At 36.6% G+C, this 15,275-nt stretch carries 18 protein-coding genes; all 18 read right to left on the bottom strand.

Annotated elements, in window-relative coordinates; genetic code table 11:
- Nucleotides 1-108 precede the first annotated feature (108 nt).
- The 18 genes from C240_RS05155 to C240_RS05070 all read right to left on the bottom strand — a co-directional run bounded on the left by C240_RS05155 (nucleotide 109) and on the right by C240_RS05070 (nucleotide 14,864).
- Nucleotides 109-690: a 3D domain-containing protein gene (locus C240_RS05155; protein WP_271491892.1), complete on the bottom strand. Its 582-nt coding sequence runs from the start codon at nucleotides 688-690 to the stop codon at nucleotides 109-111.
- Between the two features lie 286 nt (nucleotides 691-976).
- Complete coding sequence (locus tag C240_RS05150) at nucleotides 977-1,153, bottom strand: DNA-directed RNA polymerase subunit beta (RefSeq protein WP_271491891.1); 177 nt, start codon at nucleotides 1,151-1,153, stop codon at nucleotides 977-979.
- Nucleotides 1,154-1,167: 14 nt separating this feature from the next.
- The gene (gene murA, locus C240_RS05145) at nucleotides 1,168-2,466 is read right to left on the bottom strand and encodes a UDP-N-acetylglucosamine 1-carboxyvinyltransferase (protein ID WP_271491890.1); all 1,299 of its coding nucleotides are present in this window, start codon (nucleotides 2,464-2,466) and stop codon (nucleotides 1,168-1,170) included.
- Nucleotides 2,467-2,572: 106 nt separating this feature from the next.
- Nucleotides 2,573-2,809: a DUF1146 family protein gene (locus C240_RS05140; RefSeq protein ID WP_271491889.1), complete on the bottom strand. Its 237-nt coding sequence runs from the start codon at nucleotides 2,807-2,809 to the stop codon at nucleotides 2,573-2,575.
- Between the two features lie 245 nt (nucleotides 2,810-3,054).
- Nucleotides 3,055-3,474, bottom strand: coding sequence for a F0F1 ATP synthase subunit epsilon (locus tag C240_RS05135; RefSeq protein ID WP_271491888.1), 420 nt, complete (start codon nucleotides 3,472-3,474; stop codon nucleotides 3,055-3,057).
- A 16-nt stretch (nucleotides 3,475-3,490) separates the two neighbouring features.
- The gene (gene atpD, locus C240_RS05130) at nucleotides 3,491-4,897 is read right to left on the bottom strand and encodes a F0F1 ATP synthase subunit beta (RefSeq protein WP_271491886.1); all 1,407 of its coding nucleotides are present in this window, start codon (nucleotides 4,895-4,897) and stop codon (nucleotides 3,491-3,493) included.
- 71 nt (nucleotides 4,898-4,968) lie between these two features.
- Nucleotides 4,969-5,889, bottom strand: a complete 921-nt coding sequence (locus tag C240_RS05125) for a F0F1 ATP synthase subunit gamma (RefSeq protein ID WP_271491884.1) — start codon at nucleotides 5,887-5,889, stop codon at nucleotides 4,969-4,971.
- A 15-nt stretch (nucleotides 5,890-5,904) separates the two neighbouring features.
- Complete coding sequence (gene atpA / locus C240_RS05120; protein ID WP_271491882.1) at nucleotides 5,905-7,461, bottom strand: F0F1 ATP synthase subunit alpha; 1,557 nt, start codon at nucleotides 7,459-7,461, stop codon at nucleotides 5,905-5,907.
- 28 nt (nucleotides 7,462-7,489) lie between these two features.
- A complete protein-coding gene (atpH, locus tag C240_RS05115; RefSeq protein WP_271491880.1) occupies nucleotides 7,490-8,032 on the bottom strand; it encodes an ATP synthase F1 subunit delta in 543 nt (180 codons plus the stop codon).
- Nucleotides 8,019-8,549 carry a F0F1 ATP synthase subunit B gene (atpF, locus tag C240_RS05110; RefSeq protein ID WP_271491878.1) on the bottom strand — a complete coding sequence of 177 codons (531 nt, stop codon included), beginning with the start codon at nucleotides 8,547-8,549 and terminating at the stop codon, nucleotides 8,019-8,021. Before atpF ends, atpH begins: the two co-directional genes overlap by 14 nt.
- A gap of 326 nt (nucleotides 8,550-8,875) precedes the next feature.
- Nucleotides 8,876-9,097 (bottom strand): F0F1 ATP synthase subunit C, encoded by a 222-nt coding sequence (gene atpE / locus C240_RS05105; RefSeq protein ID WP_086331600.1) that lies wholly within the window; start codon nucleotides 9,095-9,097, stop codon nucleotides 8,876-8,878.
- 43 nt (nucleotides 9,098-9,140) lie between these two features.
- Complete coding sequence (gene atpB / locus C240_RS05100) at nucleotides 9,141-9,857, bottom strand: F0F1 ATP synthase subunit A (RefSeq protein ID WP_271491873.1); 717 nt, start codon at nucleotides 9,855-9,857, stop codon at nucleotides 9,141-9,143.
- Nucleotides 9,858-10,195: 338 nt separating this feature from the next.
- Nucleotides 10,196-10,660, bottom strand: coding sequence for an SsrA-binding protein SmpB (smpB, locus tag C240_RS05095; protein WP_271491870.1), 465 nt, complete (start codon nucleotides 10,658-10,660; stop codon nucleotides 10,196-10,198).
- A 21-nt stretch (nucleotides 10,661-10,681) separates the two neighbouring features.
- Nucleotides 10,682-13,027 (bottom strand): ribonuclease R, encoded by a 2,346-nt coding sequence (gene rnr, locus C240_RS05090; protein ID WP_271491867.1) that lies wholly within the window; start codon nucleotides 13,025-13,027, stop codon nucleotides 10,682-10,684.
- A complete protein-coding gene (locus tag C240_RS05085) occupies nucleotides 13,024-13,788 on the bottom strand; it encodes an alpha/beta hydrolase (protein WP_271491865.1) in 765 nt (254 codons plus the stop codon). The genes rnr and C240_RS05085 overlap by 4 nt, the downstream gene beginning before the upstream one ends.
- Nucleotides 13,789-13,928: 140 nt before the next feature.
- The gene (gene secG, locus C240_RS05080) at nucleotides 13,929-14,165 is read right to left on the bottom strand and encodes a preprotein translocase subunit SecG (protein WP_271491863.1); all 237 of its coding nucleotides are present in this window, start codon (nucleotides 14,163-14,165) and stop codon (nucleotides 13,929-13,931) included.
- Between the two features lie 147 nt (nucleotides 14,166-14,312).
- Complete coding sequence (locus tag C240_RS05075; protein WP_271491861.1) at nucleotides 14,313-14,588, bottom strand: GNAT family N-acetyltransferase; 276 nt, start codon at nucleotides 14,586-14,588, stop codon at nucleotides 14,313-14,315.
- 9 nt (nucleotides 14,589-14,597) lie between these two features.
- Nucleotides 14,598-14,864: a (4Fe-4S)-binding protein gene (locus C240_RS05070; RefSeq protein WP_271491859.1), complete on the bottom strand. Its 267-nt coding sequence runs from the start codon at nucleotides 14,862-14,864 to the stop codon at nucleotides 14,598-14,600.
- Between the last annotated feature and the right edge of the window lie 411 nt (nucleotides 14,865-15,275).

The following is a 15,275-nucleotide window of genomic DNA, read 5'->3' as shown; positions in this document are numbered from 1 at the left end:
TTAGTGAAAACAATTACAGAGATTGATTATCATTAGGGAGCTGATTATACAATAAAATAAAAAATAGAAAGATCCTTTTTCAGAATCCTTCTAAATAAAATCTTATATTTAGGCTATTATCGTTACTTCAACTTGCCTTCTCCCCCATGTAATACATTCAGATACATCTGTAAAGTGAAGATCAATGATATTGCCTTTGATTGCACCGCCCGTATCACTAGCGACTGCCTCACCATATCCTTCGACATAAAGCTTTGTGCCTAATGGAATAACAGTTGGATCAACCGCAATTGCCATTGGATCTGCTTGGAGATCTTGACCGAGTGCTGTTAAATTACCACCACCAGTAACCCCTTCATTACAAGAGTATGCTGTTGCTTCCATAATTATTTTTTCACCTTCTGGTTTTGAGTCCTCTTTGTTAACAGTTGCTAATTGTGCTTCTTGTTTAGCTGCTTCTGCCTTTTCTTTGTTTATTAGTTCAGTTTTAACAATTTGAAAAGCTTTGCTTTCTGATAACGAATGGATCATTGAGCTAGACAAATTTTTTACTCTATTTTCAGACACAACTGTGTAATTTTTTAAAGACTCTATTTCATTTTTGGTATTATCCATTGCATATACTGGAATTACTGTTCCAGCAATAAAACAAAAAACGATAACTAAGATTGATACCCATCCTCTCTTCATTAATTAGTTTCTCCTCCTAAAATCATACGAGGGCTATCGTATCATGATTAGAAAGCTTTGAGGTTACAACATAATTAAAGCTACGTGACATTCTCACAAAATCAATTGGTTCTTTGTTACATTCGAAATAATACTTTAGCTATCTTTACGTATTCATTTATTAAAAGACTAACGGAACACATCTGAAAATAAGTAAAATAAATTTATCTGCAATTCAAAAAAATAACCCGCCCAACAAATTAATTGCTGAACTGGTTATTCACATTCTCTTTTTATTCTTATATCCTTACTTAAAAAACTCTAAAATATGAGCCCAAATTTCCTCTTTGAACACATCTTTTGGATTTCCCCCGCCAATCAACCCATAACCAATCATCGTACCGGTCACAAATAAAATAATCGCTAAGGCAATCACTACTAAGACTTTCAACAAAGTCACTATAATATAGCGTGTCGAACTCATATCTATTTCTCCTTTTAACTAACAGTTGACATTTTCTTTTCAATAGATTTTTCGTCGTTTACTCGTTCTACTTTTGCACCCAATTTTTGTAATTTTTCATGGAATTTATAATAGCCACGATCTAAATACTCTAAGTGAGAAACACGTGTAATACCATTAGCTCGTAAACCTACTAAAATCAAAGCTGCTGCTGCTCGTAAATCTGTTGCTTCAACTGCTGCTCCTTGTAATGCATCAGTACCGTTAATAATCGCAATATTTCCGTCAATCTTCACATCTGCATTCATACGTTGCATTTCTTCTAAATGTTGGAAACGATTTTCAAAGACTGTTTCAGTTACAACACTCGAACCATTCGCTACCATTTGCATCGCAGTCATTTGTGCCTGCATATCTGTAGGAAAACCTGGATGCGGTAATGTTTTAATGTCTGTTGGTTTAATTACTTTAGGACCAATTACGCGTAAACCATCAGCTTCTTCGCGAATAACAGCGCCCATTTCAGTTAATTTTGAAATTAATGGACGATTATGTTCTGGAATTGCTTCTTCAATCAGTACATCACCTTCAGTCATTGCAGCGGCTACCATAAATGTACCTGCTTCAATTCGGTCTTGAACAATTGAATGTTTAACAGCATGAAGTTTTTCTACACCTTCAATACGCATCATTTCAGTTCCTGCGCCAACGATCTTCGCACCCATTTTATTAAGAATGTTTGCCAAATCAACGATTTCAGGCTCTCTAGCAACGTTTTCAATGATAGTTGTGCCTTTGGCTTTAACAGCTGCCATCATGATGTTTTGTGTAGCTCCTACACTAGGGAAATCCAAATAGATAGTATTCCCAATTAACTCATCTGCAATAGCTTCAATATAGCCATTTTTTTGAATGATTTTAGCACCTAAAGCTTGGAAGCCTTTTAAGTGTAAATCAATTGGCCGTTTGCCGATTGCACAGCCACCTGGCATCGCAACTTTAGCGTGTCCATTACGAGCCAATAAAGGACCCATAACGACGATTGAAGCTCTCATTTGACTTACATATTCATAATTAGCTTCAATGCCTAAAGGCTCTGTCGCATCAATAATTACTTGGTTTAAGTCTTCATTAAAATCAATATCTACGTTTAAGTGTTTAATTACTTGATTCATTGTAAATACATCAGAAAGAATCGGCACGTTGTTTAATGTTGTTGTACCTTCTTCCGCTAAAAGGGTTGCCGCTAAAATCGGTAACACTGCATTTTTAGCCCCTTCGATCTTGACCGTTCCTTTTAATTGGTTACCACCATGAACAATAATCTGTTCCATTTTGTTCCCCCCAAAAAAGTTAGAGTTGGATGTCTCAATCCAAAATCTTTTCTATTATACCACTATTTACCAACAAATAGTACCTTTTCTTTTTATTTGTCCATTCTCACGGAAAAAAAACAACAAATAAGTTACGGCATAAGGCTAAAAACTCTAAGAAAAATGAGCTTACCGTATAGCCGATAACAATTGAAAAGAAGACGATTAATAATCGTACTTGAGAGGTTCGATGGACTTTGAAAAACTGGTCGATTCTGATAGACTGCATTGCCCAAAAACTGACATAAATAAACATCATATGGCAAATTATCCGAACCACTGCATCAACACCATAATATTGCATAGTTTTCTCCTTAATTTCGACTAGCCCCTGAATGAATTAAATTAAAACTGTTGTTCAACTTCAAAAAGGCTAGTGAGTACTGCTAGTTAGCAAAAAATTAGAATACAAAGACAGTTTATCATATATTAGCTAAAACCTAAAATAAAGATTCTTAACTTTCAATAAAAAATATATGTAAATTCTATAAATTATTAAAAAAAGGCTAAAACAGTGAACGTTCCACTGCTTCAACCTTCTATAATATGTTACGAATGTTTTGATACATTGATTCGATTAATTGCCCGATGCAGAGCAACTGTTGCCCGACGAAGTTCATCCGAATTAGCATTTTCTTTTGCTTCTTGAATAATTCGTTCTGCACGTTGTTTGGCACGTTCTGCACGAGGTACGTCGATATCTCGTTCACGTTCGGCACTGTCGGCAATAATTGAAACAATGTTATCTCGAACTTCCATGATACCGCCATTAACTGCGATCCAATCCACATGGTTATCAGAATCCGTTCTCTTTACACGAACTTCATCAATAGCTAAAGGTACAATAATTGGCGCATGTTGAGGTAAGATACCAATCTCACCATCTGTTGTTTTAGCAACAACAATCGTTGCACGGTGGTCATAAACTAAACCATTAGGAGTTACCACATTTACAGTCAAAATGTCCATTCTGTGTCTCCTCCTTCTAATAGCTCAATGTTTTTGCTTTTTCTATAACATCTTCGATTCTACCCACGCTGCGGAACGCTTCTTCAGGTATATCATCATACTTTCCATCAAGGATTTCTCTAAAGCCTTTAACTGTATCTGCAACAGGAACATAAGAACCTGGTTGACCAGTAAATTGTTCTGCTACATTGAAGTTTTGTGATAAGAAGAACTGAATACGACGAGCACGGCTAACTAAGATTTTTTCTTGGTCAGACAACTCATCCATTCCTAAAATTGCGATAATATCTTGTAACTCACGATAACGTTGTAAAACATGCTGTACTTCTGTTGCAACCGCATAGTGTTCTTCACCCACAACCTCAGGCGCTAAAGCACTTGAAGATGAAGCCAATGGATCTACCGCAGGATAAATTCCTTGTTCTGTTAAACGACGCTCCAAGTTGGTTGTCGCATCCAAATGGGCAAAAGCTGTTGCCGGAGCCGGATCCGTATAGTCATCGGCAGGTACATAAATCGCTTGAATAGAGGTAATAGAACCTTTTTTAGTTGATGTAATTCGTTCTTGTAATTGTCCCATTTCAGTAGCTAAAGTTGGTTGGTAACCAACAGCTGAAGGCATCCGACCTAATAAAGCAGATACTTCTGAACCAGCCTGAGTGAAACGGAAAATATTATCAATAAACAATAGTACGTCTTGTCCTTCAACATCACGGAAATACTCAGCAATTGTTAAACCAGTAAGAGCAACGCGCATACGAGCACCTGGTGGTTCGTTCATTTGACCGAACACCATCGCTGTTTTTTCAATAACGCCTGAATCTTTCATTTCAAAATACAAGTCATTACCTTCACGTGTACGTTCACCGACTCCAGTAAATACTGAAATACCGCCATGTTCTTGAGCAATGTTATGAATTAATTCTTGGATTAAAACGGTTTTACCAACACCGGCACCACCGAAAAGTCCGACTTTCCCACCTTTTAAATAAGGAGCTAATAAATCGATAACTTTAATCCCTGTTTCTAAAATTTCATTACTGGTACTTAATTCATCAAAAGCAGGCGCTTTTTTATGAATCCCACTACGTTCAGCATCTTCTGGAAACGGTGCCTCTAAATCAATTGTATCGCCTAAAACATTGAACACACGACCCAATGTTTCTTTACCAACAGGCACTGAAATTGGTTTACCTGTATCGATAACTTCCATCCCACGTTGTAAGCCATCAGTAGACTCCATTGCGATTGAACGGATCACACCGTCACCTAATTCTAAGGCAACTTCTAAAACAACTTTTTGTTTTTGTTCGCCGTTTTTATACACAACTAGGGCGTTATTAATATCTGGTAAGGATTGATCTAGTGAAAATTCCACGTCAACGACGGGACCGATTACTTCAACAATCTTTCCTGAACTCATGTATCTTTCCTCCATTTCATTTAAAGAGGTTGTAATAAACCTATTTGCTCTTGTTTATTGAATAATCCCTATTATTCCAATGCAGCTGCTCCAGCAACGATTTCAGTAATTTCTTGTGTAATCGCACCTTGGCGAGCTCGGTTATAGGAGATGGTCAAATCGCTAATAATATTTTGCGCATTATCTGTTGCAGTTTTCATAGCTGTCATACCAGCAGCATGTTCAGCCGTTTTTGCATCAATAATCGCACCATAGATCAAACTCTCTGCATATTGAGGTAATAAATTATCTAAAATTGCTTCTTCTGAAGGTTCTAAAATATATTCTTGTTCATAAGTTGTTGCTTCTTCCGGATCTAAATCAGAAATTGGCAACATTTTTTCAACACGAAATTGGCTAGTTAACGAATTGATATGGTGATTGTAACAAACATATAATTCATCAAAGACTTCGTTTTCATACATTGTTGTCGCAGCCGATACAATTTTTCTCACTTCATCAAAACTTGGTTGATCGCTCAGTCCTCTAAGTTCGTATGCTACGTTGATGCCACGTGCTTTAAAGAAATCTGCACCAGTTCCACCAATAGCAATTAACACAAATTCTTCTTGAGAAGCATGATCGTCTCCCATCATTTTCATTGTTTGTTTTAAAATGGAACTATTATATCCGCCAACCAATCCTTTATCAGAAGTAATTACCACATACCCAGTTTTTTTAACTGGACGTGAGGTCAACATCGCATGATAATTCCCCGTAGCAGATGCCTCTTCACTATCGTAAGAATCCAATTCTTCCAAATCATTTAACTGTGATGCAACGAGATGGGTAACAATCGAACGGATTTTTGATGCATATTCTTGAAAGCTTCTGGAAGCTGCTTCTGATTTTGTCAGTTTAGCTCCTGAAACCATCTGCATCGCATTAGTAATTTGACTTGTTTTTTTCGTTGACGCAATGCGTTGTTTGATTTCGTTTAATGAAGCACCCAATTCTTGTCACCTCTCTTACGCATTTTGAATAGATTCAAGTGTTGCTTTGGCAGCTGATCCTTCCGAATTAGATGCACTGAAAATTTCTTTATATTCGCTAATTGCTGCATCTAAATCTTCTGATTTTGGTAAGTCTTTTGTTGTACGGATTGTTTCAAATAATTCAGGATGTTTACCATCAATATAATCAAACAATTCTGACTCAAACTCTAAGATTTTCGCTACACTGATACTGTCCAAGAAGCCATGAGTCAACGCATATAAAATCACAACTTGTTTTTCAACAGCTAATGGCGCATGTAATTTTTGTTTTAAGATTTCAACTGTTCGACGTCCACGATTTAATTTTGCTTGTGTTGCAGCATCTAAATCAGAGCCAAACTGTGTGAAAGCTTCTAATTCACGATAGCTAGCTAAATCTAAACGGAGAGTTCCAGCAACTTTTTTCATTGCTTTGATTTGAGCAGAACCACCAACCCGTGATACAGAAAGTCCCGCATCAACGGCCGGACGTGTTCCAGCATAAAACAAATCACTTTCTAAGAAAATCTGGCCATCAGTAATTGAAATGACGTTTGTTGGAATATAAGCAGAGATATCTCCAGCTTGGGTTTCAACAAATGGTAAAGCAGTCATTGAACCGCCACCTAGCTCATCACTCAATTTTGCTGCCCGTTCTAATAAACGTGAATGTAGGTAGAAAACATCACCTGGATACGCTTCACGACCTGGAGGACGACGTAATAATAATGAAAGTTCACGATAAGCGACTGCTTGTTTTGATAAATCATCAAAAATAATCAAAACATGTTTGCCGTTATACATAAATTCTTCGCCCATTGCTGCTCCAGCATAAGGTGCAATGTACAGTAATGGTGCTGGTTGCGATGCTCCAGCTGTTACAACAATTGTATAATCAAGCGCGCCATATTGTCTCAACGTTTCAACTTGATTACGAACTGTAGATTCTTTTTGCCCGATAGCGACATAAATACAAATCACATCTTGCCCTTTTTGGTTAATGATTGTATCAATAGCGATCGATGTTTTACCTGTTTTACGGTCACCGATAACTAATTCACGCTGACCACGACCAATTGGTACAAGAGCATCAATTGCTTTTAGTCCAGTTTGCATTGGTTCGTCAACAGATTTTCTTTGCATAACACCAGGGGCTGCTGCTTCAACTGGACGTGTTTTATCTGTTTTGATTTCGCCTAATCCATCGACTGGCAGACCTAACGGATTTACAACACGACCGATCATTGCTTCGCCGACAGGTACTTCCATGATTTTGCCAGTACGTTTGACTTTATCGCCTTCTCGAATGGTTTCAAAATCACCTAAAATGATAATACCGACGTCATTCGTTTCCAAGTTTTGCGCCATTCCGTATGAGCCATTAGAAAATTCAACAAGCTCTCCACTCATTGCATTTTCCAATCCATGAGCGCGGGCAATCCCGTCACCAACGTATGTTACAGTTCCTATTTCTTCAACCGCTAATTCTTGTTGATAGTTTTCAATTTGTTCCTTAATCAAGGCACTGATTTCTTCCGCTTTGATAGCCATTCAATTCACCTCTTTATTGTGCTGAACGTTATTTTAATAACATTTCTTGAATTTGTTCTAATTGCTTATGGATACTTCCATCAATTACTTTATAATTTGCTTCTATCACGACGCCACCGACGATACTTGGATCGATCAGATTTACTAAACTTGCTTTTTCATAACCTAAAAGCTTAGCTGCTTTTTCTTCCATTAATTGATGTTGTTCTTTTGTTAATGGTACAGCAGTTAAAGCTGTGCCTAACAGTAAACTCTTGTGTTCATCATATCTTCTTTCATATTCATCAATCATTAATAACAGATCATTCATACGAGTATAGTTATAAACCACAAATAGAAAGTTTTTTACTGTTCCTTCGAAACCACTAACTAGTTGTTTCATGATCTCGTCTTTTTCATAGGGTTCCAAACGAACATCACTTAAGATATCTCCTAATTCTGGAACTTCTTGATATACTTCTCTAAGTTTGAGTAACTCTTGATAAATGCTATCGGCTTCTTGCTTTTCAATCGCCAATTCAAACAAAGCTTTACCGTAGCGTTTACCTACCGTATATTTATCTAACTTCATTTGATTTACCCAAACCTTCAATATAAGAATTAATCAGCGCCTCATGTGCGTCTGGTGTTAATTCTTTATTTAAAATTTTCTCTGCAATTTGTAAAGATAAACTCGCTACTTCATCTTTAACAGAAGCTAGTGCTTCTTCATGTTCTTGAGAAATATCCTGACGGGCTTTTTCTCTTAAACGTGAAACTTCATCATTTGTTTCTGTTAAGATTTTTTGACGGTTTTGATCTCCGCTCTCTTTCGCATCTTTAATAATATCTGCAGCTTCTGATTTAGAAGAAAGCAATTTATTTTGACGTTCTTCTTCTAACTTAGCTGCTGCGATTCGAGATTTCTCTGCAGAATCTAAATCATTGGCAATTTTATTTTCACGTTTCTGTAAAAGATCAGTGATTGCTCCCCATGCGAATTTTTTGATTAGAAGCATCAAAATTAGAAACGCACCACTGACAACAATCATTGTGCCTATTGTTGTGCTAGGGGTTGCTGCTTCACCGACTACTAATTGATCTAGCATGAAGTCTCAACTTCCTTTCTCTGCCATTCTCGGTAGTTTTTACTGTGTTTTAATTGAAATTTCGCTCCCTTTGGTCGCCAAGTACTGCTCAACATCTACTCTGCCAGTGGCAATCGCAGGTTCTAAACGCTTTGAGCTTTGCTTTCTACACTCTATCCAACTGAGTTGTTAGGTAGTAACACAAAATAGATCATGGTTACTTCGCTCCCTTTGGTCGCCAAGTACTGCTCAACATCTACTCTGCCAGAGGCAATCGCAGTGTTTCGCAGCAAAGAAAGCAGCGACGTAGTGTTTTCAAAAAACTCAGCGTCCTGCCTTCTAAGAGATTATTTAAACACTAATAACAATGCAATAACTACACCTAGAATAGGAACCGCTTCGATCAAGGCTACCCCGATAAACATTGTTGTTCTTAATTGTCCAGCCATTTCTGGTTGGCGAGTCATTGATTCAAGTGTTTTAGAGATAACTTTTCCGTTACCATAAGCCGCTCCGATTGCTGCTCCGAAAACTGCGATTGCTGCTGCGATATAATTTAATCCGTCCATTTTTGTTTTCCTCCTAAGAAAAAAGTGTTTTTTTATTAATTATTTATTCTTCGACTTCAATTTTATGAGCCATGTAAACCATTGATAATGTTACAAAAATAAATGCTTGGATTGCACCGATGAATATTGAAAAAGCTAACCAGATCATCTCTAGTGGTATTGCTAAAGGTATTGCCCAAAGTCCGGTGCTGGATACAATACTTGCAATTAGTCCTAACAATACTTCTCCAGCGAAAATATTTCCGTACAAACGCAATGCTAGAGTAAGCAAATTCGTAAATTCTTCCATGATCTTAATCGGCATTAAAAAGGACACGGGACTTAAAAAGCTAACTTTAAAATAGCCTTTCAGACCGAACCGGCTAACACTGAAGAAATGTGTTAAAACGATCATAATTAATGCTAATGTCAAGGTAACGAATGGATCAGCCGTTGGACTTTTCCAGTACGAGTAATCACCAATTACAACCTTTGTTACTAGACCAATGATGTTGGCAACTAAAACAAACATAAACATTGTAAATGATAGCAGGTGAAAATTGGTTACTTCTTTACTTGGCATATTGTCGGAGATGATACTCCGAACAAAATCAATGAGATACTCAATGACATTTTGCTTGCCTTTAGGTTTCATTTGTAGATTTCTTGTGCAGAAATATACTAATCCAAAGACAATGACACATGTTAACAGCACCATTATACAAATGGTTCCGTCAAACCAAATTGGCCCAATCCTGAAGAGCAGTGTCTTCTCTTCCAAATTATTTCACCTCTTTTCCAACAAACTTACGGGAAGCTTAAAAGAGCTTCAATTTCTTAACCACACGTATCATACCACCAACGTTGAATAATTTCAAAACAATTTCATGAAAATAAGACACTTCTTTTAATCTGACTGACTATTAGAAAAACAGGGTCCTGTTGGTACTTTGTCGTATGACAGCCGGTTACTGAAAAAACGATGAAAACACATCAGTTTTCTTACACTTTATCAAACTTTTCACTTAAGATAAAGCAAAGAAATGAAATATGCGAAAAAGAATATAATCACACTTCAAAAGAATTATTTTCTTTCGAATAGAACAAATAGCTTACCACTTAGCGAGAATTGCTTTTTAACGTCCGGCTAATTTGACGATCAATTTCTTTGCGTTTCAAATCTTCTCGTTTATCATATTGTTTCTTACCCTTAGCCAGTCCGATTAGAACTTTTGCATAACCATTTTTTATATAGACTTTTAAGGGAATAATCGTGATCCCTGTATTTTTTGTTTCTGCTACTAATTTCGCTATTTGTTTTTTGTGTAATAACAATTTTCTAGTCCGCAATGGATCGTGATTGAAAATATTTCCTTGTTCATAAGGACTGATATGAACATTCATCAGGTAAGCTTCGCCATTTCTAATACGGGCAAAGCCATCTTTTAAATTGATTCGTCCATTTCGAATAGATTTAATCTCAGTTCCTTGTAAAACAATTCCTGCTTCCATTGTGTCAACAACTGTATAGTCATGTCTAGCCTTACGATTTTGGGCAATTAACTTGCCTTCTCCTTTTGGCATACACATTCCTCCATTTTCTACTTATTTCTTCTTGTTCTTACCTTTTTTCTTTTTCGCCACTTCTTTATAAAATGGTTTTTTGCCTTTTTTCTTGTTTTTCTTTTGAGTAAAAGGCTTTTTGTTTTTTTCTTTTCGATCAGTTGGTCGATTTTTTCGCGGATCTTGGCGTTTCTTTTGTTTTGGTGTTTCTAGTCGTTCCACTTCTTCTGCTTCAAGAAATTCAAAATCAATCTCTTTTGTTTCAGGATCAGCCTTTTCTACTCTAATTTTGACTTTTTGCCCAATTTTCAGTGTCATACCTGTCCGTTCACCAACAAGTGCCATATGATTTTCAATAAAATGGAAATAATCTTGTTTCAAGCTGTTTACATGGATTAACCCTTCGATTGTGTTCGGCAATTCAATAAAAATCCCAAAACGAGTAACTGAACTGATAATCCCTTCGTACTCTTCACCAATTTTGTCTGCCATAAACTCAGCTTTCTTCATCGAGTCAACTTCACGCTCTGCTTCCACTGCCCGGCGTTCCATCTTGGAACTATGATCAGCAATATCAGGAAGGGCTTGATCCCATTTTTCCTTTAATGCCTCTGAAATAGTCCCACTATAGCTTCGGATCAAACGATGAACAATTAAGTCCGGATAGCGACGAATAGGCGATGTAAAATGTGTATAGTCATCTGCTGCTAGTCCATAATGACCATAATTATCTTCCGAATAACGTGCTTGCTGCATACTTCGTAATAACATTGTATTAATCACAGCTTCTTCTGGTTTATCACTAACTTGTTCTAAAACATTTTGTAAATCTTTCGGCGTAATATCTGCTTTAGTTCCTTTAACCAAAATACCTAAAACTGCTGCAAAATCAAAGAAACGCTGCATTTTTTCTTCTTTAGGTTGTTCATGGATTCGATAGATAAATGGTAATTTTAAGTCATTAAAGTGTTTGGCAATCGTTTCATTAGCCGCTAGCATAAACGACTCAATCAAGCGTTCACCCACACCACGTGTTCGTAATAAAATATCTTGTGGGTGACCGTTAGAATCAACCAACACTTTTGCTTCTCGATCTTCAAATGAAATTGCACCACGGCGTTCTCTCATCTGTTCGAGAATATGATGTAGCTCGCCCATTTCCTTAAACATTGGGACTAAATTTTTATAACGATCCATCGTTTCTGGATTTTGCTCTTCTAAAATTTCATTCACTGCAGTATAAGTCATTCGTTCAGTTGTCTGAATCACGCTTTGGAAAATATCATGATTGACAACATTTCCTTCTGGTGTAATCTCCATCTCACAACTCATTGTTAAACGAGGGACATGAGGATTCAGTGAACAAATACCATTGGAAAGTCGCTGAGGAATCATTGGAACTACGCGATCTGTTAAATAAACACTGGTGCCGCGCTCATAAGCTTCTTGATCCAGCTGACTCCCCTCAGTCACATAATAAGAAACATCTGCAATATGGACACCTAAGAAATAATTGCCATTTTCCAACTTGCGAACTGTTACCGCATCATCTAAATCTTTCGCATCTTCACCATCAATCGTGACAATCACTTGGTCACGTAAATCTCTACGTCCTTTTAAATCACTTTCTGAAATTGAATCCGGCACTTTATCGGCTTCTGCAACAACTTCATCAGGAAAACTAGTTGGGATTCCGTGAGCTACAACGATTGATAAAATATCCATGCCAGGATCATTTTTATGACCAATAACTTTTTTTACCAATCCTTCTAAACTTCTGGGATATTCTTTTTCAGGATAGTGAGTCACTTCGACTATAACGATGCTACCGTCTACGGGCTTAATGCCTTGCGCTGCAATATTGAAAGTCAAACCAGTCATTTTTTTATCTTTTGGGACAGCATAACCGTAAAGATCTGTTTCACTAACTTCTTTTTCATCATATGCGATAAATTCTCCGACAACTTGGGTAATCGCACGCTCTTTAATTTCTATAACTTTTCCTTCTGCTCCGCGATCTGAAAACGGATCTGCCGGTTGAACAATATCTATGGCTACCTTATCACCGTCCATCGCAAAATTAACAGCTTCTTTAGGAATATAAACATCCGGCTCTTCCGGATCAATTGTCACAAAACCAAAGCCACGTTCATTTGCTCGAAATGTCCCTTCAATAGCAATATTTTTTTGAGGTAGACGAATCTTACCTTTTTTTGTAAATTCAACTAATTTTTCGCGTTCCATCATCGCAATTGTTTGAACAAGTAATTTGAAATCATTACTTTTTTGTAATTGCAATCCTTCAGCGATTTCTTCCATGGAAAAACTTTTTTTAGTGTGGCTTTCCATGAAAAATAAGATTTTCTCTTTGATTGTTTCTTTAGTCATTCTTTCACCTCGTTCCAAGACAATGTATTTAAAAAGCTTACGACGTCTTGTTCTAATTGTTTTCGGTCTGGTCCTACGGTGATAACGTGACCACTGTTCGGGTACCAGTTTAATGTATTGCGGGTTTGAGTTAACGCTTGCGCTGTTTTAAAGACACCCATAGCATCAACCATTTCATCATTGCCTGCTTGAGCCATAAAAACTGGAACCGTTACTTGTCCTAATTTTGCAGCTGTTTGCGTAGAAAATGACTCAATATCTTTTAATTGAACCAATGACGCTTCTTTAATTTTGGCTAGCCTTTCCTTTTGTTCCGGCTCAGAAACTTCAGCTCTTTTTAAAACCCCTTCAGAATAAAGTACGAAATTTTCCGGCACATTATTTTTTACGGGAAAAATTGGTGAACAAAAAAATCCTCCACCAACAATTCCGTCGATTTGCTCAGTTAATGCGTTCATTGTAAAAATGCCACCCATTGAAAGTCCAAATACAGCAATTTGCCGATAGCCTTTTTCTTTTAGAAACTGGATTGCATCTAGTGTATCCTGCCACCAATCTGAAGTTGACTTTTCTAAAATATTTTCTGGAGAAAAAGTTGCATGCCCTGAAAAATTCGGCGAATATACGGTATAATTTTCTTTCTCTAAGTAACGGCTCAACATTCTAACATCGTTACTACTTCCTGAATAAGCGTGTAAAAGTAACACAGCACGAGTACCATTTTCTGTAAATAATGGCTTAGGTAGATTTATTATTTTCACTTTCAATTCACCTCATTCTTATTCTATCATATTCCCTTCGGAAAACCTTATGAAAAGAAAGCTAATCAATGATTTTTGGCTTCTTGTTTTTTCATTTATTTATAGAAAAAAGCCCCTCACTAACGAGGGACTTCAAAGGCTTACTTTGATGATAAAAGTACTAAAATAAATAACAATAACATCCATACAGCACCAATAATCGCTGTTGCACGTTGCATAACAGCTTCAAATCCACGTGCTTTTTGTTTACCGAAAAGTTTGTCTGCGCCTCCTGTAAATGCGCTAGCAGCACTATTTTGTTTACTTGGCTGCATCATAACGGCAATAACCAACACTACTGATAGGATGATTACAAGTGTTAAAATAAAATTATACATAGTCTAATTCTCCCTTACTCACAAAATACATCTACTATACTTTAGCATATTTCATTATTAAATACCAGTTTAATTTGATAAACATTAGTCAATTCGGACATAAAGGTAGATTTTATTATTTATTGAACAAGTAAGTTTTTTTCACTTTTAACCTCTTAATACATCGGAATATTCAGGTTTTGTATCAAATTCTTTTTTTGCAAAGGGACATAGCGGAATGATCTTTTTCCCATCGTGACGTGCTTTTTCTACGCCTTTTAAAACTAATTTTTCTGCTAATTTTTGTCCACGATATGCTGGATCAACATAGGTATGATCAATAATCATTATTTCTTCACCAGCATCCGACCAAGTCATTTCACCAATTTCTTGATTTTCATCATTAAATAAAACAAAACGATTTCTTTCTTCTTTGATTTCCATAATTGTGTTTTATCCCTTCTTAATATATTTCAATGCACCGCTTGGACAAGTATTAATCACTCGAATATCATCATCTACACTACCGTTATCAGCAATAATCCATGGTCTGCGACCTACTTCAAAAACATCTGAATTACCACGAACACAGTTGCCGATATGTTCACAAATATCCTTGCTATAATAAATATCCAATTTCTCGCCTGAATACTTGCGATAGCCTTCTTCTATAAGCTGTTCTTCTGTGACATCTTTCCCATTAATTTTGCTACCATCCATCGATCTTTCCTCCTATAGCTAACTTACACATACAAGTTTTTAATACAAAAAATCTACATTTTTTTCAATTTAAGTTTAACAAGATAAAATTTTCATTGCAACTAATCGTTCTTGTAATCAATTAAACGTAAAAAATAGTGAGTGGGGCAAAACTAAAGATCAGTTTTGTTTCACTCACTAGATCCAAATAAATGGCGAAAAAAAAGCAGCTACTCCACTTCGTTCCGATCACAACAATTTCTAAGAGCTAAAGCTCTAAGAATTGAAGGCTTCGGAAATAAGCCGAAATTGCTATGAAACACAGTGAGGTACGAACTGATGTAGAATAGTACCTACTTGGTTCAAAAATTTGAAGAGCACCGAGTAGGTACCAATTATCATCCATTCGCAAGCTCATGGTGATTCTTGGCA

The organism is Enterococcus sp. 5H, from assembly GCF_028128615.1.
In the GTDB taxonomy this organism is placed as follows: Bacteria; Bacillota; Bacilli; order Lactobacillales; family Enterococcaceae; genus Enterococcus_L.
The sequence above is the reverse complement of the archived record's forward strand: the minus strand, read 5'-3'. Positions and strand labels throughout refer to the sequence as shown.